Source organism: Bacillus sp. AFS002410 (assembly GCF_002556365.1).
Lineage (GTDB): Bacteria > Bacillota > Bacilli > Bacillales > Bacillaceae_G > Gottfriedia.
The window spans coordinates 332,413-355,958 of record NZ_NUEU01000001.1 but is presented as its reverse complement, the minus strand read 5'-3'; the positions used below and the strand labels follow the sequence as shown (position 1 = coordinate 355,958).

Below are 23,546 nucleotides of genomic sequence, written 5' to 3'. Positions count from 1 at the left end.
GTAGTTTTTAAAACCGTTAATTTTTTAAATTAAAATACAAAGTATCGAAAACAGGAGGTAATTTTTATGAAATGTGGCGTTGTTATTTTTCCATCTAATTTCGTTCAAGAAAAGGCAAATGAGTATAGAAAACGTTTTGATCCAGCTTATACGTTAATTTCTCCTCATGTTACCTTAAGAAGTGGATTTGAGATTAATGAAGATCAACTTCCAAATATTATTTCACAATTAAATGAAATTGCGACTCAAATTGAACCATTTGAATTGGAAATTAATAAAGTTAGTTCTTTTGCACCCGTTAATAATGTCATCTATTTAAAAGTTACACCTGTTGAAGCGTTAAAAGAGCTTCATGAAAAAATGTACACTGGTACGTTCCCTGAAACAAAAGAATATGCATTCGTACCGCATATTACAATTGGTCAGCAATTACAGGATGCTGAATTTGCAGATATTCTTGGCCAATTACGCATGATTCAATTTAGTTATAATGAAGTAGTAGATAGCTTTAAATTAGTTTACCAATTAGAAAACGGTGCTTGGGAAGTATATGAAACATTTAAATTAGGAGCAAATAAATGACAATCCGTACGATCGTTGCAGCAACAGAAAAGGAAATACAAGATGCCCTAAAGGTTCGAGTTGAAGTTTTTGTAGAAGAACAACAAATTTCAAAAGAACTAGAATTCGATGGACTAGACGCTGAATGTGTTCACTTCGTATCTTACGATGAAGAACAACCGATTGCTGCTGGTCGACTAAGATTAATCGAATCGACAGGAAAAGTGCAACGAATCTGTGTTCTAGAAAACTATCGAGGAAAAAAAATTGGAAATGAAATCATGTACTTAATCCATAAAACTGCAAAGGAAAAAGGCTTGAGCCAATTAGTTCTTCACGCACAAGAATCTGCAATTCCTTTTTATGAAAAATTAGGTTACGCGATCACTTCCGAAATATTTTTTGAAGCTGGTATTCCACACGTTGAAATGAATCTAAAATTATAAGCTGGTAAAAGATCGGAGTTCTTATAGAGCTTCGATCTTTTTTTTGGAAATAGCTGGAATAATGAACATTTATCGACATTAAAAGGATACGAAAAATAAGAAAAATAGTGGAAGGAAGTCTATTAATTTCTTTTCTTTGAACCTCTTCCCTACCTTCCATTAAGCCTGTCTTTCTGTTAACATATATGAGTCTGCATTAAATTTAAGGGGGAAAATAATGAAAATTGCAAACTATCAAAATCAAACAATCTATTTACCAGAATTCCCTCGTTCAAGATATGAGGAAATATATCAAGCCAGTATTCGCGGTGAAGTGAAATGTGCTAGTTGTCAGCAAAATTTAAGCTTCACATTAACTATTTATGATATTCCTCATTTTTATCATATAAGCAAAGAACAAAATCTAGCATGTAAAAACAAAACGATTGAATTAGAAGAAGCAATCATTGCTAGATTTGAAACAGCCGCTACAACTACTACTGAAAATTATCAAGATGGTACGATTAAATTACCTACTAATCGTTCAATCTCAAATACATCTACAATCGAAAAAACAGATGAAAATCAATTTATTAATCGACTACCCTTTTACCACATTCCTCCATATAAAAAAGTTGAGCAAAAAACGGATGACTATGTGATTAATCAAATTTCATTAGATGCACAACAATGGGATGCCGTTACACATACGGGTTCTCCATTACTTGTACTTGCCGGAGCAGGAAGTGGTAAAACCCGTGTAATAACAACTAGAGCAATGTACTTAATGAATAACGGTATACTCCCACACGAAATGATGCTAGTAACGTTTACATCAAAAGCATCAGCAGAAATGAAAGAACGCATGAAAAATCTTGGTTATTCTACGCAACAGATGGAAATTGGAACGTTTCATAGTATTTTCTATAAAATGCTTTTGCGCTTTGATCGTACAAAATGGGATTCTAGTCGATTAATTAAGTCAGATTTCCAAAAAGAAATTATGTTAAAGCAAATTGGACGACGACTTGAAATTGATGAAAAGTCATTTGCATATGACCAAGCTATTCAACAAATCGGCTTATGGAAAAACTCATGCGTTTATCCACATGAGATTAGATCAAAAGATACCTGGGAAAATCAGGTCGCTTCGCTTTATGAAGAATATGAATCATTAAAAAAGCTAAACGGACAATTTGATTTTGATGATATGTTACTTGGCTGCTTTGAAATGTTAAATGAAAATAATGAATTACTACTGCATTATCAGAATCGATTTAAATGTTTATTAGTCGATGAGTTTCAAGATATTAATAAGATTCAATTTAATATTCTAAAAGTTCTTTTTCAACATACAGAGAATATTACAGCAGTTGGAGACGATGACCAGTCGATCTATGCGTTTCGAGGAAGCGATCCTCGATTTATTTTAGACTTTAAGGAGCATTTTACAGGAGCTAAAATATATCATTTAAGTGAAAACTATCGTTCCACTCATGGTATTGTTTCTTTGGCTAACGAAGTTATTAAACCTAATAAAAATCGTTTTGTAAAATCAATGCATGCACAATATGACTACGATAATGTACCTTCTTTCTTCTTTCCGTATGATGAAGAAGAGGAAGCTACGATGATTATTAATGATATGAAAGAAAAAATTAATAATGGTGCAAATCCAGGACAGTTTGCAATCTTATATCGTACTAATACTGCCTCAAGGGCTGTTTTTGAGCGTTTAATTGGCACAAGTTTACCATTTACAATCGATCAAGACGGAGACTCGTTTTATGATCGACCGATTATTCGAAAAATGATCTCTTTCTTATTGTTAATTGAAGACGAGGATCATCAGTCCGCTTTAAAAGAAATATTGCCTGTCTTTTTTCTAAAACAGCAAGCATTTCAAGATGCAAAAATGAACAGTGTATTGCAAAATCTAACATTTTTAGAAGCATTTACGACGATAAAAAGTGCTGCACCATTTCAAATTAAAAAAATTGAAAACCTAATTAAAATATTGCGTTATTTAAAAATCGCTTCACCATTAGAAGCGATTGAACGAATTGAAGAAAGCCCTGCATTTACAGACTATATAAAAAAGCGCGGAAATGAATCTAATAAAATAGAACGCCCTTCAGATGATTTAAGAGATTTAAAAGTCGTCAGCAAAAACTTCAAATCAATTCGAGAGTTTGTAGAACACGCATTTCATATTTCAGCTAAGTTTAAAGAGTACAAGCAGAAAAAAAACCAGTCGTCACAAGGTAATATTTCGCTTTTAACGGCTCACCGCTCTAAAGGTTTAGAATATGATTATGTTTATATATTAGGAGTAGTAGACGGCGGCTTTCCACATGATTATGCTCTAGAGTCGTTAAAAAACGGAAACCTAGATCAATTAGAAGAAGAACGTCGACTTTTATATGTTGCTTGTACAAGAGCTAGAAAGCAATTATACTTATCGCTTCTTCAAAGAAGACGAGGAAAAAAAGCTAATCCTTCTCGACTGATTAAACGATTTATAAATAAAAAATAGGCATAACAAAAATAATAAAAAATTAAGGTGAGCAGACAATGCTCACCTTTTTGTATGGATTATCGTCTAGTCGTTCTACCACTACAGCCACAACCTGATTTTTTCACATAACCAGCTGGTACTCCTTGATAATACGGGTTATAGTTTTCTTGATTCGTTTGTTGTTGTTGCATTTGTTGTTGTTGCATTTGATACTGTTGCTGCTGTTGTAGTTGTTGCCATTGAAAAGGTGTCATTTGTCCTTGATTATACATAACTTCCCTCCTAAATAAGTCTATTCAATTTAGTATATGAAAGGAAATTTCAATCGTTCTACCTAAATTACGAATTCAATCTACTAACAATTGTTTCTATTACACCTGCTGCTCCAGCAATCGCTAATAAAATGATGATGAACTCTCCCACATGAGGAAAGAACATATATAATAATAGTAAAAACGCAGTACTCCAAATTCCACTACACCAAGTACAACTTAATAGTTCACCAAAAAAATATCGTAGTCCACTACCCTTGATCTTTGTATACGTAACCGGCATACCATTTTCCTCAAGCGTTATCTCATCAATAAAGGGTCTTCTTAAAAAAGACGTTATTTTATCATGAACAACTAAACGGGTTAATCGAAAACTTGCCAGAATTAATATGAACAATAGAAACCAGCTAATATCCATTAGTGATGCAGGGACATGGGATAAGGATACTAGGGAGACATAAAAACCACTCTTTTTTTCGCTTTTGCTTCCCTCCCCAGTATATTTTCTCTACCTATCCCTTCTACCCCGTCTCCTCCCTCTATTCATTTATACGCTACTGTCCTTACCATCCTTTAATTTCTCTACAATTCCCCTTGATTTATCCCCCTCGCCCATTTATCTAAAAAGCAACAATCTTCAGTAACCGTTTTTCGCCTGCTTAATATCATATTAATGTAATATCCATCATAAGTGATAAGGAGTGAAAAAGATGAGTTGCAAAGACAACCACGACAAAAAAAGAAACCACTGTGTTAGTGATGTTGTAAAATTCATAAATGATCTACAAGATTGCGCAACAAACACTTGCCCAACAGGTTGTGACGTTCCATTTTTAGGTGCTAACCCTAATGTACCACTTGCAAATACTCGCCCTTTCCTATTGTATTTAGCAAACGGTGAATTATTTAGAGTACCGGCATTTAATAATACTATGATGCCAATCATGGCTCAACAAGCTAATCAAGGCGGCGATCAAAACCAAAACCAAAACAAAAACGCACAAATCAACAATTGCCAAGATACAGTTGTTTTCCGTGTTGAAAGCGTTGATGAAGATAGCTGTGCAGTATTAAGAGCATTAGTTCCAGTTAACAACAATAACAACAATAACAAAAACAACAATAACAATAACAACAATAGTTTCTGTGATTTAGTAGAAGCTGATATGTTTGTAGCATCAAATACTTGTGTAACTGTTGACTTAGATTGCTTCTGTGCAATCCAATGCTTACGTGACGTACACGTTTCAAATCTGTAAGTTTAATGTAAACTAAAAAACTATGGGTGGTAGATCATGGATCTACCACCTTTTTAATAGGTCTAAATTCCAACCATTTGGATACTTAAGATGCTTGCAATATCCAGTTCAACATCGTTAATTTTTGATGAAACTTTAATTGAAACCTTCCCTTCGTTGTAACCCATAATATAACCAATAAATAAATCTTTTTCTGTTCTAATTCGGCATTCCACTTTTGGAATATAATGAGGCTTATTGATCATAAACAAAACCTTCTCTTCATTTGTCATCGCTTTGAATGGTTTTTTCATCCAAGCATTATCTACTTCAGATTGTTTTTCCAACTCAACTTCTTCTTCTTCTTCTTCTATAACAACTTCTTCTTCTAATTCCTCCACTTCTTCATATTTAGATTCTACATAATTTTCTTCCTTTGTTTTTTGATCCTGTTTATTTACTTTCACTACATAAGAGTGTTGTACATTTAACTTTGCTTCTTCAAAATCAGGCTGTGCAATATATAATAATGGCTTTACTCCCTCTTTAGACTCTTTACCTGCCATTGTTGTTCCTCCCTCGTAAGTGTGCCCCCATAAATTATATGAACGGACAATATGTATCATGTTAACTTTTTCTCAATTAATTAACCTAGAAAAGTACCTAAAATAGAAATAAATGCCTATCAACACTTGACCAATTTTGTACATAATCTTATAAATTGGACAAATATCCTAGTACAAACAATTGACAGGGCACATATAAATACATTGTAACCGCACAGAAAAAACAAGGAGCGATGAAAAAGTGAATAAAGAGTTATTCTCAGTATTCGTAGGTAAAGGAGTTAGAATTGGTCGAGGAGGTCATGAATCTAAAGAAGGTTTATTACTTGGTGCATTTGGAACACATATTGCTCTTTTTACAGAGACAGATGGTGTAATTTATTTCCCTTACTCTCATGTAAAAAGTTTAACTTCATTTGCAAAAGGTAAATTATCTTATGATGAAATGTTCAATACGATTGAATTATTACCTAACGAGAATTTTGTGGATTTATTAAATTCTCAATGCAGACAATGGGTAAAAATTAATCGTGGTGGCCACGACAAAATCGAAGGTATTCTTCTTGATGCAAATCATGAGTATGTAGAAATTTCTTTAAACGATGAACTAGTATATATTGCTACTTATCATATCAAAAGTGTAAGTTTCGGAGAAAAATTTGAAGTTTACGAAAGAAGTAATACGACAAGCCAAACATTAAGAAGAAGAAAATAATGTTTAGAAAGGTCGTTTTATTCAATAAAACGACCCTTTTTTTTTAAACGTTTACCTCGATGCCATTCTAATTATGTTTAAAACTAATAATGTAATTTGAAACTATACTTAATTTTGAGTGGTAATCAATAGATCATTGGAAGTATGTTTAATTAACTAATTCAACTATAAATTTTCAACCCTAATAATCTTTTTTCATTCATAATAGACAGGCACTAACAATCTTGCCATTCTTTTAATGAAATGATTGATTTTATTTAGACAAACTATCGTTCTAAGATATGCCCAATTAATCTAAAATGAAAATCCTTTTTCAGAAATGAACATGTCTGAATAATAATGATTTATCTTTTTAAGAAAGGAGAAAATCATGGCAAGTTTCAAAAATTTTCTCAACAAACAAGTTACAATTGAAATATCTGGTAACAGTAATGTTGATGGAATCTTAATTGAAGTTGGAAATGATTTATTAGTTGTTTTCAATGGTGAAAATTTTCTTTATATTCCACTTCTGCATATTCATAATCTTAGTGAAAGTTTAATCGAAGAATCCTACGGAGTTGTTCCTTCCTTACAGGAATTAGAACACGAAAAAGATGAGTTATCTTTACGTAAAGTATTAACTGCTGCTAAAGGAATTTTTGTTGAAATTAGTCTTTCAAACAATCATTCTTTTCATGGCTTTATTACAACAATCATGAATAATTACTTCGTTTTTTATTCCCCGATCTATAAAGTCATGTATATATCACTACAGCATTTAAAATGGTTAACCCCTTACCTCACTGATAAAACCCCTTATATGTTAAGTAATAATCTTTTACCTGTAAATCCTTCTAATATCCCTTTAGCACGTACTCTGGACGTTCAATTAAATAAGTTGATTGGTGAATTAGTCGTAATGAACAGTGGAGAACATTATGAATATATAGGTAAGTTGAGCTCGATTGACTCAAATTTCATAGAGTTAACGACATCAAGAGGAGAAAGCAAATTAGTAGGTCTTCGTCACTTAAAATCAATTTTTATTCCGTAAAAAACAATCGAGTGTTGCGGGTAACTAAAATTGGAAAGATTTTTGCTATTCCTAATCCCGCATTCCATTTTCTACCATAAAAAAATAGAAGCTCCTAGAGCTTCTATTTTTTTACTACCTTTATCCCATTATATGGTATCCTGAGTCAACGTGAATGTTTTCTCCAGTAATACCTCTTGCTAAGTCACTAAATAAGAATAGTGCAGAATCTCCGACTTCTTCTTGTGTTACATTTCTACGTAATGGAGCTTTTTCTTCAATCTCTTTTAAGATCGAATTAAAGTCACCTACTCCTTTTGCAGAAAGCGTACGGATTGGTCCTGCAGAAATTGAGTTTACACGAATGTTATATCGACCAAGGTCATTTGCTAAATAACGTACAGAAGCTTCTAAAGCTGCTTTAGAAACACCCATTAAGTTGTAGTTTTGCATTACGCGCTCTCCACCTAAGTAAGTTAACGTAACGATACTACCGCCTTCAGCCATTAATTCCTTAGCTTCACGAGCTACACCTACTAAAGAGTAAGCACTAATGTTTTGTGATAAAAGGTATCCGTCACGACTTGTATCTACGAAATCACCTTTTAAATCCTCTTTATTTGCAAATGCGATACAGTGTGCTACACCGTGAATTGCTCCAACTTTCTCTTTAATTGTAGCAAAGCTTTTTGCTAAATCTTCGTCGCTAGTTACATCACATTGAACAAGAATATTATTTGGATTTTCTAGTGACTCAGCTAGTTCACGTACCCCTTTTTCTAATCTTTCATTTGCGTATGTAAAAATTAAGTTTGCTCCAGCGCTATGTAATGATTGTGCAATTCCCCATGCGATACTACGGAAGTTTGCTACACCCATAACTACATATGTTTTACCTTTTAATGAAATCATATCAATAGTCTCCTTTATTATTAGTTATTAGTACTAGATACTAAAATAGTAGCACAAATACAATCAATTGAAAATAGTAAAGTTAAATATAGCTTTATCCACAAAAAACAGAAATATAATAGTTTATTAAAAAGAGTTTATCTTTTTTTAATTCCTTTAAAGACAAAAATAAATTATAATGATGAATGTCGTACATTTAAAATGCTTATTTCAAAGCATACTAATAAAATAATATATAGAGAGGTGAGGACATGAAGGAAGACCGTACATCTCCCTTTCAAATTGATTTTAAATTACTATTCATTCTATTTTGTATAGCAGTAGTAAGCTATCTTGCAATTACAAGTGCAATGCCAAGCCTTCCTGCAAATCTAAGAAACATCAATTTCGCTGCTCAACAAATTAAATGGTATATCATTGGATTAGTTGGTATTGCAGCTATTATGATAATTGATTTTGATCGATATAAAAATGTAATTTGGTATATGTATGGATTTGGTTTAATCCTACTTCTTGGATTAGAATTACATATCCCAGGTGCTCAAACGATTAAAGGTGCTACCGCATGGTACAAAATACCAGGTGTAGGTAACTTCCAACCATCTGAGTTAATGAAAATTTTTATGATCATCATTTTAGGAACAGTCATTTCAAGACATAATGAAACGTATGCAGTACGTGGAAAAAGAGAAGATATTTTACTTTTAGGTAAAATATTTGGTTTTGCTCTGCCACCATTACTTTTAATTGCTAAAGAGCCCGACTTAGGAAATACTATGGTTATGTGCGCAATTATAGCATCAATGATCTTAGTTTCTGGAATTCGTTGGCGCTATATCCTTGGACTAGTGGCTTTATCAGTCGGCCTTGGTGCTTTGTTGGTTTATCTATACTTTTACCATTTTGAGTTTTTCACATCTCACATACTAGAAGAATACCAGTTAAATCGTTTTTACGGCTGGTTAGCACCATATGAATACCCATCTCAAGGGTATCAGCTTACTCAAGCATTAATGGCAGCTGGTTCTGGTATGCTAACAGGAAAAGGTTTCCATAACGGTGAGGCATACTTCCCTGAGCCGCATACAGATTTTATCTTCACAGTAATTTGCGAACAATATGGTTTCATTGGAGCAAGTATAGTAATCTCATTATTCTTCTTATTAATTTATCGAATGATTCATATCGCGTTAGAAAGTAATGATAAATTTGGTAGTTATATTTGTGCTGGAGTAGTTGGTATGTTCACTTTCCAAGTATTCCAAAATATTGGTATGACGATTGGGTTACTACCAATTACAGGGATCACTCTACCATTCGTTAGCTATGGAGGAAGTTCACTAGCAACCAACCTGCTAGCAATAGGTTTCATCCTAAACGTAAGATCTCGAACAAATAAATACATGTTTGACTAAATATGGCTAAAGGAAAGCAGGGGCAAAGATTTTTTAAATCTTGCCCCTCTTTTTTATTTCTACCATTGAGAAACAATGGAAGACTTTTTAGAATTTTCTCTGCTACTACTAGGTTTTGAACGCCGCTATAACATTTAGATTTATTGTTTTTTCTATTATTTACTGTACATACTAATAGAAATTAATTGTTTCAATTTCCTAATAAGGATTGATAAGATGAAGTATGATGTAATAGGAGATATTCATGGTTGTTATGATGAGTTTGTGGCGTTAACTAAAAAGCTTGGCTATTTGTGGGAAAATAATATCCCTGTCCACCCTAATGATCGCCGGTTGGTTTTTGTTGGTGATTTAACGGATCGAGGACCAAATTCTTTAGCAGTTATAAAAGTAGTATATGAATTAGTGATGAAACATAAAAAAGCATATTATTCACCGGGCAATCATTGTAATAAGCTTTATCGTTATTTTCTTGGACGTAACGTGAAAATTCAACATGGTCTTGAAACAACTGTAGCTGAATTAGAAGCTCTAAACGGTAAAGAAAGAAGTCATTATGAAGAATCATTTAAAAAGCTTTATGAAGGCTCACCATTGTATCATGTTCTTGATCGTGGAAAGTTAGTTGTTAGTCACGCGGGTATACGTGAGGATATGATTGGTAAGCATTCCAATAATGTAAAAACATTCGTTTTATATGGTGATATTAATGGAGAGGTACTCCCTAATGGAATGCCTGTAAGAAAAGATTGGGCTAAAGATTATAAAGGTAAAGCCTTAATAATTTATGGTCATACTCCTATTAAGGAACCAAGGGAATTAAATAATACAATAAATATCGATACAGGTGCAGTTTTTGGAGGCAAACTTACTGCATTTTCATACCCGGAACGAAAAATTACACAGGTCCAGTCTTCAATGCCTTATATTGAGGAAAAATTTAGCTTTTATGAAGAGGTTAAAAGTATTTAAAAAATAATTAGATTACATATAAATTTTAGAGATAGAACAAAAAAAAAGTAGATTTCCAAGTGGAACCTACTTTTTTGCTGATTAAGCAGACGTCCACTTATCAGCGTTATATTTTAGTCTCTTCCATCCCCATGGTTGAAACACTACATAATTAAAAATAATCTATTATTCATATATTGTCAATAAATTCTACAAAATTTAGACAAATTTATCTCTTGACATTTTACGATTCCAAAAAGCCTATTAAATCAGGTGGTAAAGCGATTTCAAGATTTTTCCTAAAATGGTCAATTGGATGCATAAATGACAACTTATAGCTATGCAACGCCTGTCTCTTTAACGTATCATTTTTCCCTCCATATAAGTCATCCCCAATTAATGGATGTCCTAATGAAGACATATGAACACGAATTTGATGTGTTCGACCAGTTTCTAATTCTAGTTCTACGACTGAATATTTACGATTTGCCAACAGGACATTATAATGAGTAATTGCCTCTTGCCCGTTTTCAGAAACAACTCTTTTAATAATGCTATCAGATTTCCTAGCAATTTTTGCCCGTATAACCCCTATAGATTCATTCATATGCCCATGAACAATTGCTATATATTTTCTTTGAACACTTTTTAACTCATTTTTAGAAAATAAATAATGAATATAACGATTTTTAGCAACTAGCATTAATCCTGAAGTATCTTTGTCTAATCTAGTTACAATATGTATTGTAGATTGAAGTCCAATCGATTGATAATAATATAATATACCATTTGCTAGAGTACCCTTAGGATGCTCTCTAGAAGGTATACTCGGTATTCCAGAAGGTTTATTTATGACTAAAACTGCATCATCTTCATAAACAATCTCAAAAGGAATTTCTTCAGCTATTAGTTCTTCACTTGGCTTTTCGATTGGAAAATAGATTTGTACAAGATCTGATTCATTTAATATTGTACGGACAGTTTTTTCTTCATCATTTACTGTGATTTTTCCACCTTGAAATTTTATATCTGTTAACGCACGTTTAGAGAGCTCCTTTAATTTAAGAAACTCTCTAAGTAAAATGCCATTATGTTCTTTTTTTACTTCCCACTTTAAACTAAATTGCTTCATTTTCTTCACCATTATTCTTTAACAAAAGAATCCACAACACGCTTCCAAAATGGAAATGGTCTGAATCGTGCAAATCGTACTTTTTCATGAGCTACTCTACATTGAATCGATTTAACGTCTTGATGCACAATTGTTTTATGATCTAATGTAATTTGAAAGTTTGCGTTTCTTACTGGTTTAAGTAAACAAGTATGATGCTTAGGTAAAACAAGTGGTGAGCCAATCGTACGAAAAACTCTATTATTGATTGATGCCATCTCAGCAATTTGAATCGCCTCAATTGATGGATGAATAATCGCACCACCTAAAGCCTTATTATACGCAGTACTACCTGATGGAGTAGAAATGCAAAGCCCGTCACCTCTAAATGTTTCAAAATGCTGACCTTTTATTTCAACATCAATCACTAAAGTACCTTCAAGTCCTTTTATCGTACACTCATTTAAAGCTAGTGTTTGCATTTCTTTTCTTCCATCCTTGTAACGAATTATAACTTCCAATAAAGGATATTCAACTACTTGAAATGGAGTCTTCGCTATTGCAATAACAAGTTTTTCTACCTCGCTTGGTACCCAATCAGCGTAAAATCCCAAGTGTCCAGTATGAACCCCTACGAAAGATACTTTATCGAGAAGATGAGTGTAATGATGAAAAGCATGAAGTAAAGTCCCATCGCCACCTACTGAAATGACAATTTCAGGTTCTTCTTCATCAAATTTAAAATCAAAGCTCTCTAAATAATCTCTCATTCGTTTCATCAGCTCATTGGACTCTTGATCACCCTTAGACATAATTACAAAATTCATTTTCTTGTCCTTCCCTTATTGGTCGTTTTTTTTCGAAAATTCGGCTTGTGCTTCTTGAATCTCTCCTCTTATTAGAGACATTTCTTCATCAAGTAAAAACGCTGCTTCAGCTGCTCTTTGTAATCGTTCAAGAATGTTTTTAGGATATTGCCCTTTATATTTATAATTTAAAGAATGCTCTATTGTTGCCCAAAAATTCATCGCAAGTGTTCTAATTTGTATTTCCACAAGCACTTTACGTTCACCTTCAATAGTTTGCACTGGATATTCAACTACAACGTGGTATGAACGATAGCCGCTCTGCTTTTTATTCGTAATATAATCGCGCTCTTCTACAATTTTAAAATCCTTCCGTTTACGAAGAAGTTCCACGACATTTTTAATATCCTCAACAAATTGACACATCATTCTTAGACCAGCAATATCTTGTAGTTCAGTTTCCAAATTCGCTAATGGAATACCTTTTCTAATTGTCTTATTCACGATACTATGAATTGGTTTTACTCTCCCAGTAACGAATTCAATAGGGGAATGTTGGTGAGTTTCTTCAAACTGCTTTCTAATCCCTTTTAACTTAACTTTCAATTCATTTACTGCTTGCTCATATGGTGCTAAAAAACTTTCCCATTGACCATTCATATCCAATCACCCACTACCTTACTTCTCTTCTAAAAACACGCTTTGAATCTGCTTAACAAATTCTTCCCCATAGTTAAAATTACCTTCTACATTTTGAACTAAATAAGATAATTCATCATTCCAATTATTTAGTGCCAGGTTTTCTTCAGCGACTTTTAAAAATACATTTAAATTTTGATCACTTGCTTTTTTTAAATCCGACCAATATTCAAAAGGAACCGTAACATATACAAATTCTTCTTTTTCTTCTATTATATACAATAGTGAACTTTCATCTGAGTCTGCAATCATTGTCCCAACTTCACTACACTGTTCTAAATTCAATTTTGACTGATCAAGTAATAAAAATAAACCATCTTCATTTATAATTGTTCCATTTATTTCAAGCATTTTTCTCATCGTAAAACCTCAACCTTTTTAATGTATGTATTTTATTCTAATTTGACCATTTATATTGTAACATATCAAATAGAAAATAGACGACTAGCACAAACAATAACACAAATAATACAAAAAGAAGGAGCTCCTTATGGCTAAAGAAATTGAAATTGAATTTAAAAACTTACTAACTAAAGAAGAATTTGAAAACCTAAAAACCTTTTTTCAAATTAATGAATCTAGGTTCCAACCGCAAACTAATTTTTATTTTGAAACTCCCAATTTTTCAATTAAAGAACATGGTGGAGCTTTAAGAATTCGCAAAAAATCATCCACATCTTACACATTAACTTTAAAAATTAGACAAACTGTAGGTCATTTAGAAATTAATCAAAAAATTAGTGAATCTGAAGCATCAAACATGTTGGAAACATCCGTGTTACCAGATGGTGAAGTAAAAGAATATATCAACGAAGTAAAGTTAGACTTAAATGATTTAAAATTAATAGGTGAATTAACAACAAATCGAGTAGAATTCCCATATGAAGATGGACTCTTAGTCTTAGACCATAGTACATATTTAAATCATGAGGATTATGAACTAGAATTCGAAGTAACCGATGAAAACATTGGCAAACAGCAGTTCATCAACCTTCTAATGAATCATCAAATTCCAGAGCGTAAAACTCTTAATAAAATTAAACGCTTTTTTAATGTCAAAAATGAGCTTGATAAAAAGTGACATAATTGGTTTTATAAGCCTTTCAAAAGTCAGACTAACTGATGGATGAGAGGCTTTTTTTATAAGCTATACGAATGCAAGCTTTGTGCTTCTCCTAGTCAGCAGTGGGAAGAACATAGAGGGTATAATTCCAAGTTTTTTAATTCATAATCTATTTTAATGATTCTTCCAATCAAAATTTAACAGATTTTTATCATTTTTTTATATAATTAAAGTAATATTCCAAGTTAGGTATTTGGAAGTAACTGATTTCGGCCAATTTCAGGGAAAAATGCCCAAACGGGTATAGGTATTTCTTTTTCTTATTTGCGATTTTCAAAATTTATTTGCAGTATGTACTTTATTTACAACTCAGGCGAATTCTTTAAGATCGACTATACTTAGTTCACTACTTCCTTTCATCATACTCAACTTAATTAAAAAGATTTAATAGATTATGGAAAAAAAGTGCATCATATTTGAAATATTAACTCTCCGTTGCTACAATACGATTAGAGATGAAACGTGTTATATCTTACAAATTAATTTTCAAGTCTGTTATAGTACGGACATTTGAATTGCAATAAGGGTGAAATATATGAATGACAAACAATATAAAAAGGAATCAATCACGCTTCCCGAGAAGAACTGTACAAAAAAATCGATTGAATTGTATGTATTCATAGATCCACTATGTAGAAATTGTTGGGATTTTAGTACACTTTTAAAGAAGTTTCACTTAGAATATGGTCAATATTTTTCATCTACTTATATTCCAGTTAATCGATATTACACTACAAAAAAACTATTAGAAAAACGACCATCTCAGCTTTCTTTCGTTTGGGAAAAGACAGCTAGCAGGTCAGATATACTTTGTGATGATCACCTTTGGATTGATAATAAAGAGCTTTATCCTTATTACTCGGCAATTGCAATAAAAGCAGCTGAGCTTCAAGGTAGAGTAGCTGGCGTTAGTTATTTAAAAAAGCTACAAGAATATTATTTCTTAATGGACTTAGACATTACAGATCAAGAAGTTCTTATTCAATGTGCTAAAGATATAAATATTGATGTCAAAGAGTTTATGGAAGATTTACACAGTATCCACTCAATTAAAGCTTTACAATGCGATATTAAAGTTACAAAAGAAATGCATGTAACTGAAATACCGAGTGTTGTATTTTTTAATGAGAATATTGAAGAAGAAGGTTTGAAGGTATCTGGTTTTGAGAGCTATCAAACTTATGTAAAAATTTTAAAACTAATGACTAATACAGAGCTAGAAAAAAGAGAACTTCCTGATTTAGCCGAATTTATTAAATTTCAACCTTTTGTTACAATAAAAGAACTTTGTACGATCTATGAGAAATCTACTCAATGCATGGAGCTTGAATTAAAGAAACTAATTTTACGTAGAAAAGTTAAGAAAATTGTTCAAAAAGATAATACTTATTATCAATACGTTATTTAAACGACAAAAAAAGACCTAGCTTTCGCTAGGTCCTTTTTTTGATGTAAAATTACATCAAGGGGATGGGAGAAATTTTCACGTTCAACAAAGGGGTATTTGTGTTTGTGAAGTAATTCACACCCTTATAATACAATTTATTTTAGCGTTTGGCAACCACTTGAGAAATATTTCACATTTTAGACACAAATACAATTCTAGGATAATGCTTTATATTCAATCTAAGTAACCGGCAAATATACCGTAGGCTTAAAGATTCAATTGAGAGTATGAGCAAATGAGAGAATACAAAAAACCAAACACATATAAGATTTACTCTTACATATGTTTGGTTACTGAAAAATTTTAGTTAAATAGTAATTCTTCCATTTCGTTTAGCATTTCTTCAAAGACTTTTAATGCTTCTACGATTGGTTGTGAAGAAGTCATGTCTACTCCAGCTTTTTTCAATACTTCAATTGGATAATCAGAGCTTCCTGATTTTAAGAAGCCTAAATATCTCTCAACTGCTGGCTCGCCTTCTTCTAAAATTTGTTTAGAAAGAGCTGTAGCCGCACTGAATCCTGTTGCGTATTGGTACACATAGTAGTTGTAATAGAAATGCGGGATTCTGCTCCATTCTAACCCGATTAACTCATCAATTACGATATCCTCACCAAAATATTTTTGATTTAGTTCATAATATGTTTTTGTTAGTAAATCTGGCGTTAATGCTTCACCATTTTGAGCTAATTCATGAATCTTGTGCTCAAATTCTGCAAACATTGTTTGACGGAAAACAGTACCTCTAAACGTCTCTAAATAGTGATTTAATAAATATAATCTTTGTTTAGGGTCTTCTGTATTTTTTAGTAAATACTCATTTAATATCGCTTCATTACATGTAGAAGCAACTTCTGCTACGAAAATTGAATAGTCTCCGTAAACATATGGTTGATTTTTACGAGTATAATAACTATGCACTGAATGTCCAAATTCATGTGCTAAAGTAAATAAATTATTTACATTGTCTTGCCAGTTCATTAAGATATATGGATTCGTACCATATGCACCAGAAGAATATGCACCACTACGTTTTCCTTTGTTTTCTACAACGTCTACCCAGCGGTTTTCATATGCTTCTTTAAGAATTTCGATGTATTCCTCACCTAAAGGTTTTAATGCCTTTAATAATACTTCTTTTGCTTCATCATATTTAACTTCCATTTTTACTTCTTCAACTAAAGGAGTAAATAAGTCATACATGTGAATTTCGTCTAATTTTAATGCTTTCTTACGAATATCAATATAGCGATGTAATAAGCTTAAATGATCATTTACAGTAGAAACTAATTGATCATAAACAACTTCAGGAATAGCATTATTGCTTAATGCTGCATGGCGAGCGTTATCGTATTTTCTTACTTTAGCCTTGAAATTATCTTTCTTAACAGCTCCACTTAAAGTACTTGCAAAAGTGTTTTTATACGCATCATACGTATTGTAAACTGCTTCAAATGCATCTTTACGAACTCGACGATCTGCACTTTCTAAATAGTGAATATAACGACCGTGAGTAATTTCTACTTCTTCACCATTTTCATCTTCAATCGTTGGGAATTTTAAATCCGCATTATTTAACATTCCAAATGTATTACTAGAAGATGATAATACTTCAGATGCTTGAGCCATAATTTCTTCTTCAGCTGCTGAAAGAACATGCGGTTTTTGTTTTAAAACTTCTTCTAAAGAATGCTCGTACAATTTTAGGTCATTGTTTTCATCAATAAATTTTTCCAATGTATCATCTGAAATTGTTAGTAATTCAGGCACGAAATATGACATTGCACTTCCAGCCTTAGTATATAAGTTTTTAGCGCGATCATCTAACGCTTGATATGTTGAATTTGTTGTATCTTGATCGTAACGCATATGAGAATATGTATACAATTTACCTAATAAGAACGAAATCTCGTCCTGCTTTTTTAATGCATTTAAAAGCGTTTGAGAAGATTCGCCTAATTTGCCTTTAAATTCTGAAAATGATGGGATTAATTCAAGTACTTTCTTGTACTCTTCTTCCCATTTAGCATCAGTTGCATAAATATCTTCCAACTTCCAAGTTAATTCTTCTTGAACTTCATTTCTAGTCGGCAGTTTTTTTACAGCTTTTTGTTCTAGCATGTCTGATCCCCCTAAATTATTATTATTGTATTAATAACCTTCCAACGCCTGATATTAATAATCATTTGAATCGGTTTCTACGTTAAACAATAAATCAAATGCTGTATTAGCACTCAGACAGTCTTCATCCAATGCTTGTTCGAATGATGATGGAATAATAGCATTAGCTATCTTCATTATTTTACCATTTTTAATCCGTTTTACGATTCTAAATTTTACTAAAAAGTCAATATACTTTTCTACACATTTCTCCAAATTACCTATTTCGTTATCCTGAAACTGATTAATCCTCCAATGATTATTCTGTACTTCTAAATTTACATATTGCTTAATATTCTCGATATCAATCCGTTGTCCAATCTCCACATGATGAAAAAATTTAAAATATATTAGCCCTTGCCATAGGATACAATGTTCCTTAATAATACAGTTACTTTCTAATGGCACACCGATTAGAGCCGGAAAATAAACAATATTTGCTTTATACAAATATTGTTTTAAAATTTTAAGTTTACCTTTAGTATGCAGATGTTGATAAAGTCTATAATCTTTTTTTAAACGATTCCATCGATCAATGAATTCTTTTTTATCAATTTTATTTTGGGATAATAATTTCTTTAGATTAAAATGATTTATTGGATAAACTTGCTTTTGTCCAATATATTGGACTGGGGAGAATGCTATTAGTGAGGAAAGGACAATAAATGAATCCATCGTAGGATTATAATACAGAAGAGAATTTACGTTAACCTTAATAAGAGAATAAACGGAGAGTGAATTTAGAGAAAACGATGACCATCTTTTTTGTTTTAATAGCTTATCATTTAAGATCCACATTACTTTCATTCCACTATTCTTTAAGGAACTAGTTCTTTTTACCATTAGATCTAACGGTATAATAGAACATTGATACTCAATACATAATTGAAAACTTTTTAAACTAACATACAAATCTGGCCTTTGATTTAATTCTGGTAAAAATTTTTCAACTTCAACATTTAACGCTAATTTTTTAAAAAATTGATATAAAGCAAATTTTCCCTTTATGTGCTCAAGACTTTCTTTTCCTTCATTATCACATTCCGTCAAATCAATATGAGCAAAATGTGGAACATTCTTTAGACCAGCTTTGAGCCTCACCGGTTTTTTGCAATTAGGACAATAGTATGGCCCCACTTTTTTCAATCTGAGTAATTCCTCTGGAGTTTTCATTTCAAATAAATTAATAATATCTTTCTTCGAATTTAATGCAACGATCATGAAAAAAACTACCTCCTTTCCACACTACTTCACTATCCTCCTCAAAATATCCTTCAAAAAAATAAAAAACGATTTTTCAAATAAAGAAAACTCGCCGATTGGCGAGCCTTTAGGCGAAGACAGAGGGGTAGTTGCACTTATACTTATACCTAAAATTGGCATCTACGTCGACTGATCTTCACAGTTGCCAATTTATACTTTCTTAATGTGTAAAAAAGCCTACCAAAAATTGAATTTTCAATTCGGTAGGCTAATTTTGTCTATGCATTTATATAAAATTGTTCTTTATAATGAAGTTATTCATACAAATTTTCAATCTTTTCCAAGTAATTCTGCACTTAAAGTAGTGGTGCCATTAATCTTGATAATGATTCAAATATCCTTTTGTATATAGGTCTCTTTTTAAATTCATTAAATATAATTGCTTCTGATTCAAGGATATCATGTTTAAAATCATTAACTAAGTGATCAATACTTTCTTCTAAATATAAAAATGCAGTTACTTCAAAATTCAAACGAAAACTTCGCATGTCCATATTTGCTGTTCCGACAGAAGCGACTTCGCCATCTACAATTAATATTTTACTGTGTAAGAACCCTTGCTTATATTCATATATTTCTACTCCGGCCTCTAATAACTCTGGAAAATAAGAACGTGAGGCATAGAATACAATCTTTTTATCTGGACGATCTGGCATTAGAATTTTTACTTTTACCCCACCATTTGCTGCCACCTTAAGAGCAGTTAATATATCTTCATCCGGTACAAAATACGGTGAAGCAATATAAATACTTTCTCTTGCACTAGTAATCATGGCAAAAAATAACTCTTTAATGACTTCATGTTTCCGATCTGGTCCTCCAGAAACTAATTGAATTGCTCCTTTTGAGGAATAATCATTTGAATTAATATCAAAATATTCTTTTTCATCAATTAACTCATTCGTCATATAATACCAGTCTTGTAGAAATATGAATTGTAGTGTTCGCACACCTTCTCCATTAAGGTATAGATGTGTATCTCTCCATTTACCAAAATAAAGATCTTTGCCTAAATACTCGTCTCCAATGTTTAAACCGCCGACGAAACCGACATTTGAATCAATTACAATGATTTTACGATGATTCCGGTAATTGATGGTATCATTTAATACTGGAATTTTCACAGGGGAAAATGGTAGTATTTCTACTCCAGCTTTTCGTAAATCTTTTACAAAACTTCTTGATAACTTCCAGCTTCCTACAGCGTCATATAAAAATCGAACTTTTACTCCATTCATAGCCTTTTCAATTAGAATTTCTTTAAGCTGTTTACCAATTTCATCGTCTCTTACTATATAAAACTCAATATGAATATGATGTTTTGCTTTTTTTAATTCTTCAATGATTTTAGGAAATGTTTCACTTCCATTTGTTAAAACTTTCGTAAAAGTATTCATAGTGACTGGTGTATTACTCTGTTTTGCAGCGATATTAATTAAATATTCCAATCTTTTATTTTGATAAATAAAATCTTTCACTTCTTCGTCATCTGACCCATTGATTAACCCATTTGCATTCTGATCATTAATTGCTTTTTTTCGATAAACCATTTTCTTTTTGTAATTTTGTCCAAAAATTAAATAAAAAACAAAACCAAACAACGGAAATATGGCTAAGAGAATGATCCACGTTAAAGTTCTAGCAGGATTTCTATTTTCTAAGAAAATAATAATCGATACACCTATTGCCGTTATCGAAAACATAATACTTATTAATCTAAAAACAGTAGATTTCTCAAAAAAAGCAAAATTCATTAGCCAAATGAATTTAATAGTCGGAGAAGCAAAATATAAAATGCATACTACAATTGATAAAAATATTAAAATCTTTAATCGAAATTGCATCAATATTCTCCTTTATACAGAAAAGAAACCGATCCCTAAGGCATCGGCTATTACAGTAATGGAAAAATTGATTTAAAATGAGGTAATGCTGTTTTCTCATAAATCAATTTTCCGTATTCCTCTAAAACATGAATAGTTACCTTTGAACGATGGCCATATTCAAGTAACATTGATGATAGGTATTCAACTTGAACTTCATCAAGTAAATCTTCCTCAAATTTAACATAAAGATAGTAATAATCTTGGAAGGAATAAAGTGTACTTTCAAATGATTCTTGATTAACAGAATGAGATAAAGAAATGAGATCTTCAAGATTTTTAAAGGATAAAATAATTTCATTTTCCTCTTCATCCATCGATTCAAAAATGTCGTCATCATCATCTTCTTCTGAATCATCGTCATCATCTACAGAAATAAAAGGTATTTCTAAATTCTTTTCTCCTTCACCTAAGTTAACTTCTACTTTCTTACCATCTTTAGAAATTACAGCTTTTGTGACAACTACTTCTAAGCCTTTGTCTAGTGCCTGTACCTGAATCCATAGGGGGCCACCTGCAATGAATTCCTCAGTCAAATGCGCTTCATCAATTAATTCCCAGAAAAGCTCTTCACTTCTTTCTCGGTCTAACCATACTTCATCCTTCGAGAAACCTCTCTCTTCGATGTCTAAGTAGGATATGGAGAATTTAAACGTATTCTCATTAATTCTTTCTATTTCCATTGTTTTCCCCCTCCTTTAATGAACAACAAGTAATTGCGTTAGACGAAATAGAATAAATATAGTTAAAGAATTTTATATTAAATATAAAATTCTGAAATAGTAAATTAGAAAAATACTCTTAAAAATTTAGCTTTAATAAGTAAATTTTTATCTATCTTACCATGAAAAATTATTAAATGCGAATAGTAACTACACTTCTATTTTATGATACAAATTAAAATTTTGGAAATAAAATTCACCTATTTTTTAAAAATCATCATATACCTAGTATTATTAGGACAAACATAAAGCATTTGTAAGTGAGGTGAATTCATGATAGATCTTGAGTATATATGGTCCTTTTTAATGATTGTCATCATAGATATTGTTTTAGGTGGTGATAATGCTATTGTCATTGCATTAGCATGTAGAAAATTACCATATAAACAACGAAACATAGCGATCATATTCGGTAGTATAACCGCAATTGTTTTACGAATCATTTTAACAATTGGTGCAATTTATGTTTTAAAGGTTCCTTTTCTACATTTAATCGGCGGAATATTACTTTTGTACATAGCATGCAAACTAATTATCCAGGAAGAGGACAATCTTTCTTCCATAAAGGAAAACTATACCGTTTTCCATGCAATCCGTACAATTGTATTTGCTGACCTTGTAATGGGGATCGATAACGTATTAGCAATTGCAGGGGCATCGAATGGAAAGCCATCATTAGTAATTATAGGTCTTTCGATTTCGATTCCAATTATTATCTGGGGAAGTAAGGTCGTTTTATGGTTTTTAGAACGATATCCAATCCTTAGCTTTGTTGGTGCTTCCGTTCTTTCAATTACAGCAAGCAAAATGTTAATAGACGAACCAGCTATTAATGCGTATATTAACGGGAGAAACGATATGGAGTTAATTGTCAGTTCATCTTGTGTCATTTTCACGATTATTATAGGTTACTATTTTAATAATATTCGATATCGTAAGCGAACTTCTTAATTGTTAAAAAAAAGCTGTAAAAAGTATTCAATAAACTTTTTACAGCTTTTTATATATTATTCATAAGTATTTGTTCAATATGAATGAGAATGTTAATCAAGAATTGTAATATTTTTCACAATTCAAATCAAAAAATTACTCATTAACTAAACGTTGTGCTTCTCGTAATTGATATGTGCGAACTGAACGTGGTAAGAATCTTCTTATTTCATCTTCATTATAACCAACTTGTAAACGTTTCTCATCAATAATTATAGGTCTTCTTAATAAACCTGGATATTTTTGAATGATTTCGTATAAGTCTTGTAAAGGAAGACTTTCAAGGTCCACGTTTAATTCCTGGAATATTTTTGATCTTGTTGATATAATTTCATCAGTACCACTTTCAGTCATGCGTAATATTTGTTTAATCTCATTAATTGACAATGGTTCTGAAAAAATATTTCTTTCTTTATAAGGAATATTATTATCTTCTAGCCACATTTTTGCTTTTCTACAAGACGTACAACTTGGTGAATTATACAAAATTACCATTTTGCGCTCCCCCTAACTATTCTTTTAAAAAAAGTAATATAGTTATGTTTATTAATTTATAAGAATTGGTTAATTATAATAAGTTTAATCTACCACTATATGTTCACATTATACAGTATTGCTTAAGATAAATATAGACTAATTTGTAAAAAAATTTAAAAAAACCTATACAAAAGGTGTACAATTTTCAGTAAATTTAAAACCCAATAAATTCAAAATAATTATTTTGAAAATACCCAATTACGCTTTATATTTCACC

The 23,546-nt window shown here is 31.6% G+C and carries 24 protein-coding genes; 11 read left to right on the top strand and 13 right to left on the bottom strand.

From position 1 onward, the window contains the following. Positions 1-66: 66 nt before the first annotated feature. From CN692_RS01625 to CN692_RS01615, 3 genes are all read left to right on the top strand, one after another. Entirely contained in the window at positions 67-582 is a 516-nt protein-coding gene (locus CN692_RS01625) for a YjcG family protein (protein ID WP_098117258.1), read from the top strand. Continuing rightward, positions 579-1,007, top strand: coding sequence for a GNAT family N-acetyltransferase (locus CN692_RS01620; RefSeq protein ID WP_098117257.1), 429 nt, complete (start codon positions 579-581; stop codon positions 1,005-1,007). The genes CN692_RS01625 and CN692_RS01620 overlap by 4 nt, the downstream gene beginning before the upstream one ends. 217 nt (positions 1,008-1,224) lie before the next feature. Beyond that, positions 1,225-3,522, top strand: coding sequence for an ATP-dependent helicase (locus CN692_RS01615; RefSeq protein WP_098117256.1), 2,298 nt, complete (start codon positions 1,225-1,227; stop codon positions 3,520-3,522). Positions 3,523-3,581: 59 nt separating this feature from the next. On the opposite strand, the gene CN692_RS01610 is transcribed toward CN692_RS01615, so the two are convergent. Then, on the bottom strand, positions 3,582-3,776 hold the full coding sequence (locus tag CN692_RS01610; protein WP_098117255.1) for a hypothetical protein: 195 nt from the start codon (positions 3,774-3,776) through the stop codon (positions 3,582-3,584). A 67-nt stretch (positions 3,777-3,843) separates the two neighbouring features. Then, positions 3,844-4,194, bottom strand: a complete 351-nt coding sequence (locus tag CN692_RS01605) for a DUF1360 domain-containing protein (protein WP_098117254.1) — start codon at positions 4,192-4,194, stop codon at positions 3,844-3,846. Positions 4,195-4,486: 292 nt separating this feature from the next. On the opposite strand from CN692_RS01605, the gene CN692_RS01600 reads away from it, so the two are divergent. After that, positions 4,487-5,035 carry a CotY/CotZ family spore coat protein gene (locus CN692_RS01600; protein WP_098117253.1) on the top strand — a complete coding sequence of 183 codons (549 nt, stop codon included), beginning with the start codon at positions 4,487-4,489 and terminating at the stop codon, positions 5,033-5,035. A gap of 62 nt (positions 5,036-5,097) precedes the next feature. Here CN692_RS01600 and CN692_RS01595 read toward each other — a convergent pair whose 3' ends face one another. Then, complete coding sequence (locus CN692_RS01595) at positions 5,098-5,580, bottom strand: CotO family spore coat protein (RefSeq protein WP_179874352.1); 483 nt, start codon at positions 5,578-5,580, stop codon at positions 5,098-5,100. A 241-nt stretch (positions 5,581-5,821) separates the two neighbouring features. On the opposite strand from CN692_RS01595, the gene CN692_RS01590 reads away from it, so the two are divergent. Together CN692_RS01590 and CN692_RS01585 are read left to right on the top strand one after the other, a co-directional pair. Beyond that, a complete protein-coding gene (locus tag CN692_RS01590) occupies positions 5,822-6,295 on the top strand; it encodes a hypothetical protein (protein ID WP_098117251.1) in 474 nt (157 codons plus the stop codon). Positions 6,296-6,665: 370 nt separating this feature from the next. Beyond that, entirely contained in the window at positions 6,666-7,331 is a 666-nt protein-coding gene (locus CN692_RS01585; protein WP_098117250.1) for a DUF2642 domain-containing protein, read from the top strand. A gap of 120 nt (positions 7,332-7,451) precedes the next feature. Here the strand turns inward: CN692_RS01585 and fabI are convergent, their stop codons facing one another. Next, positions 7,452-8,222, bottom strand: a complete 771-nt coding sequence (gene fabI / locus CN692_RS01580; RefSeq protein WP_098117249.1) for an enoyl-ACP reductase FabI — start codon at positions 8,220-8,222, stop codon at positions 7,452-7,454. 251 nt (positions 8,223-8,473) lie between these two features. On the opposite strand from fabI, the gene CN692_RS01575 reads away from it, so the two are divergent. Together CN692_RS01575 and prpE are read left to right on the top strand one after the other, a co-directional pair. Next, on the top strand, positions 8,474-9,637 hold the full coding sequence (locus tag CN692_RS01575; RefSeq protein WP_098117248.1) for an FtsW/RodA/SpoVE family cell cycle protein: 1,164 nt from the start codon (positions 8,474-8,476) through the stop codon (positions 9,635-9,637). A gap of 216 nt (positions 9,638-9,853) precedes the next feature. Then, entirely contained in the window at positions 9,854-10,609 is a 756-nt protein-coding gene (gene prpE, locus CN692_RS01570; protein WP_098117247.1) for a bis(5'-nucleosyl)-tetraphosphatase PrpE, read from the top strand. A gap of 223 nt (positions 10,610-10,832) precedes the next feature. Here prpE and CN692_RS01565 read toward each other — a convergent pair whose 3' ends face one another. Genes CN692_RS01565 through CN692_RS01550 form a run of 4 tightly spaced genes read right to left on the bottom strand, consistent with a single transcriptional unit; the run spans position 10,833 to position 13,564 of the window. Then, entirely contained in the window at positions 10,833-11,720 is an 888-nt protein-coding gene (locus CN692_RS01565) for an RluA family pseudouridine synthase (RefSeq protein WP_179874351.1), read from the bottom strand. 11 nt (positions 11,721-11,731) lie between these two features. Beyond that, the gene (locus CN692_RS01560; protein WP_098117245.1) at positions 11,732-12,526 is read right to left on the bottom strand and encodes an NAD kinase; all 795 of its coding nucleotides are present in this window, start codon (positions 12,524-12,526) and stop codon (positions 11,732-11,734) included. Positions 12,527-12,541: 15 nt separating this feature from the next. Continuing rightward, entirely contained in the window at positions 12,542-13,165 is a 624-nt protein-coding gene (locus CN692_RS01555; RefSeq protein ID WP_098117244.1) for a GTP pyrophosphokinase, read from the bottom strand. 18 nt (positions 13,166-13,183) lie between these two features. Further along, positions 13,184-13,564, bottom strand: coding sequence for a hypothetical protein (locus tag CN692_RS01550; RefSeq protein WP_098117243.1), 381 nt, complete (start codon positions 13,562-13,564; stop codon positions 13,184-13,186). 130 nt (positions 13,565-13,694) lie between these two features. On the opposite strand from CN692_RS01550, the gene CN692_RS01545 reads away from it, so the two are divergent. Then, positions 13,695-14,285, top strand: a complete 591-nt coding sequence (locus CN692_RS01545) for a CYTH domain-containing protein (protein ID WP_098117242.1) — start codon at positions 13,695-13,697, stop codon at positions 14,283-14,285. A 577-nt stretch (positions 14,286-14,862) separates the two neighbouring features. Further along, entirely contained in the window at positions 14,863-15,735 is an 873-nt protein-coding gene (locus CN692_RS01540; RefSeq protein ID WP_098117241.1) for a DsbA family protein, read from the top strand. 342 nt (positions 15,736-16,077) lie between these two features. Here CN692_RS01540 and pepF read toward each other — a convergent pair whose 3' ends face one another. The 4 genes from pepF to mecA all read right to left on the bottom strand — a co-directional run bounded on the left by pepF (position 16,078) and on the right by mecA (position 21,763). Beyond that, on the bottom strand, positions 16,078-17,895 hold the full coding sequence (gene pepF / locus CN692_RS01535; protein WP_098117240.1) for an oligoendopeptidase F: 1,818 nt from the start codon (positions 17,893-17,895) through the stop codon (positions 16,078-16,080). A gap of 54 nt (positions 17,896-17,949) precedes the next feature. Further along, the gene (locus CN692_RS01530) at positions 17,950-19,155 is read right to left on the bottom strand and encodes a competence protein CoiA (protein ID WP_098117239.1); all 1,206 of its coding nucleotides are present in this window, start codon (positions 19,153-19,155) and stop codon (positions 17,950-17,952) included. A 338-nt stretch (positions 19,156-19,493) separates the two neighbouring features. Next, positions 19,494-21,041 carry a cardiolipin synthase gene (cls, locus tag CN692_RS01525; protein WP_098117238.1) on the bottom strand — a complete coding sequence of 516 codons (1,548 nt, stop codon included), beginning with the start codon at positions 21,039-21,041 and terminating at the stop codon, positions 19,494-19,496. A gap of 50 nt (positions 21,042-21,091) precedes the next feature. After that, the gene (gene mecA, locus CN692_RS01520) at positions 21,092-21,763 is read right to left on the bottom strand and encodes an adaptor protein MecA (RefSeq protein ID WP_098117237.1); all 672 of its coding nucleotides are present in this window, start codon (positions 21,761-21,763) and stop codon (positions 21,092-21,094) included. A 315-nt stretch (positions 21,764-22,078) separates the two neighbouring features. Between mecA and CN692_RS01515 the strand changes: the two genes are divergently transcribed. Next, positions 22,079-22,753: a TerC family protein gene (locus CN692_RS01515; RefSeq protein ID WP_098117344.1), complete on the top strand. Its 675-nt coding sequence runs from the start codon at positions 22,079-22,081 to the stop codon at positions 22,751-22,753. Between the two features lie 135 nt (positions 22,754-22,888). On the opposite strand, the gene spxA is transcribed toward CN692_RS01515, so the two are convergent. Beyond that, a complete protein-coding gene (gene spxA / locus CN692_RS01510) occupies positions 22,889-23,287 on the bottom strand; it encodes a transcriptional regulator SpxA (protein ID WP_056473638.1) in 399 nt (132 codons plus the stop codon). Between the last annotated feature and the right edge of the window lie 259 nt (positions 23,288-23,546).

What these genes read in the sequence shown, in the direction of transcription:
- CN692_RS01625 (WP_098117258.1), top strand. Translation starts at nt 67, where the DNA reads ATGAAATGTGGCGTTGTTATTTTTCCATCTAATTTCGTTCAAGAAAAG.
- CN692_RS01620 (WP_098117257.1), top strand. Translation starts at nt 579, where the DNA reads ATGACAATCCGTACGATCGTTGCAGCAACAGAAAAGGAAATACAAGAT.
- CN692_RS01615 (WP_098117256.1), top strand. Translation starts at nt 1,225, where the DNA reads ATGAAAATTGCAAACTATCAAAATCAAACAATCTATTTACCAGAATTC.
- CN692_RS01610 (WP_098117255.1), bottom strand. Translation starts at nt 3,776, where the DNA reads ATGTATAATCAAGGACAAATGACACCTTTTCAATGGCAACAACTACAA.
- CN692_RS01605 (WP_098117254.1), bottom strand. Translation starts at nt 4,194, where the DNA reads ATGGATATTAGCTGGTTTCTATTGTTCATATTAATTCTGGCAAGTTTT.
- CN692_RS01600 (WP_098117253.1), top strand. Translation starts at nt 4,487, where the DNA reads ATGAGTTGCAAAGACAACCACGACAAAAAAAGAAACCACTGTGTTAGT.
- CN692_RS01595 (WP_179874352.1), bottom strand. Translation starts at nt 5,580, where the DNA reads ATGGCAGGTAAAGAGTCTAAAGAGGGAGTAAAGCCATTATTATATATT.
- CN692_RS01585 (WP_098117250.1), top strand. Translation starts at nt 6,666, where the DNA reads ATGGCAAGTTTCAAAAATTTTCTCAACAAACAAGTTACAATTGAAATA.
- fabI (WP_098117249.1), bottom strand. Translation starts at nt 8,222, where the DNA reads ATGATTTCATTAAAAGGTAAAACATATGTAGTTATGGGTGTAGCAAAC.
- CN692_RS01575 (WP_098117248.1), top strand. Translation starts at nt 8,474, where the DNA reads ATGAAGGAAGACCGTACATCTCCCTTTCAAATTGATTTTAAATTACTA.
- prpE (WP_098117247.1), top strand. Translation starts at nt 9,854, where the DNA reads ATGAAGTATGATGTAATAGGAGATATTCATGGTTGTTATGATGAGTTT.
- CN692_RS01565 (WP_179874351.1), bottom strand. Translation starts at nt 11,720, where the DNA reads ATGAAGCAATTTAGTTTAAAGTGGGAAGTAAAAAAAGAACATAATGGC.
- CN692_RS01560 (WP_098117245.1), bottom strand. Translation starts at nt 12,526, where the DNA reads ATGAATTTTGTAATTATGTCTAAGGGTGATCAAGAGTCCAATGAGCTG.
- CN692_RS01555 (WP_098117244.1), bottom strand. Translation starts at nt 13,165, where the DNA reads ATGAATGGTCAATGGGAAAGTTTTTTAGCACCATATGAGCAAGCAGTA.
- CN692_RS01550 (WP_098117243.1), bottom strand. Translation starts at nt 13,564, where the DNA reads ATGAGAAAAATGCTTGAAATAAATGGAACAATTATAAATGAAGATGGT.
- CN692_RS01545 (WP_098117242.1), top strand. Translation starts at nt 13,695, where the DNA reads ATGGCTAAAGAAATTGAAATTGAATTTAAAAACTTACTAACTAAAGAA.
- CN692_RS01540 (WP_098117241.1), top strand. Translation starts at nt 14,863, where the DNA reads ATGAATGACAAACAATATAAAAAGGAATCAATCACGCTTCCCGAGAAG.
- pepF (WP_098117240.1), bottom strand. Translation starts at nt 17,895, where the DNA reads ATGCTAGAACAAAAAGCTGTAAAAAAACTGCCGACTAGAAATGAAGTT.
- CN692_RS01530 (WP_098117239.1), bottom strand. Translation starts at nt 19,155, where the DNA reads ATGATCGTTGCATTAAATTCGAAGAAAGATATTATTAATTTATTTGAA.
- cls (WP_098117238.1), bottom strand. Translation starts at nt 21,041, where the DNA reads ATGCAATTTCGATTAAAGATTTTAATATTTTTATCAATTGTAGTATGC.
- mecA (WP_098117237.1), bottom strand. Translation starts at nt 21,763, where the DNA reads ATGGAAATAGAAAGAATTAATGAGAATACGTTTAAATTCTCCATATCC.
- spxA (WP_056473638.1), bottom strand. Translation starts at nt 23,287, where the DNA reads ATGGTAATTTTGTATAATTCACCAAGTTGTACGTCTTGTAGAAAAGCA.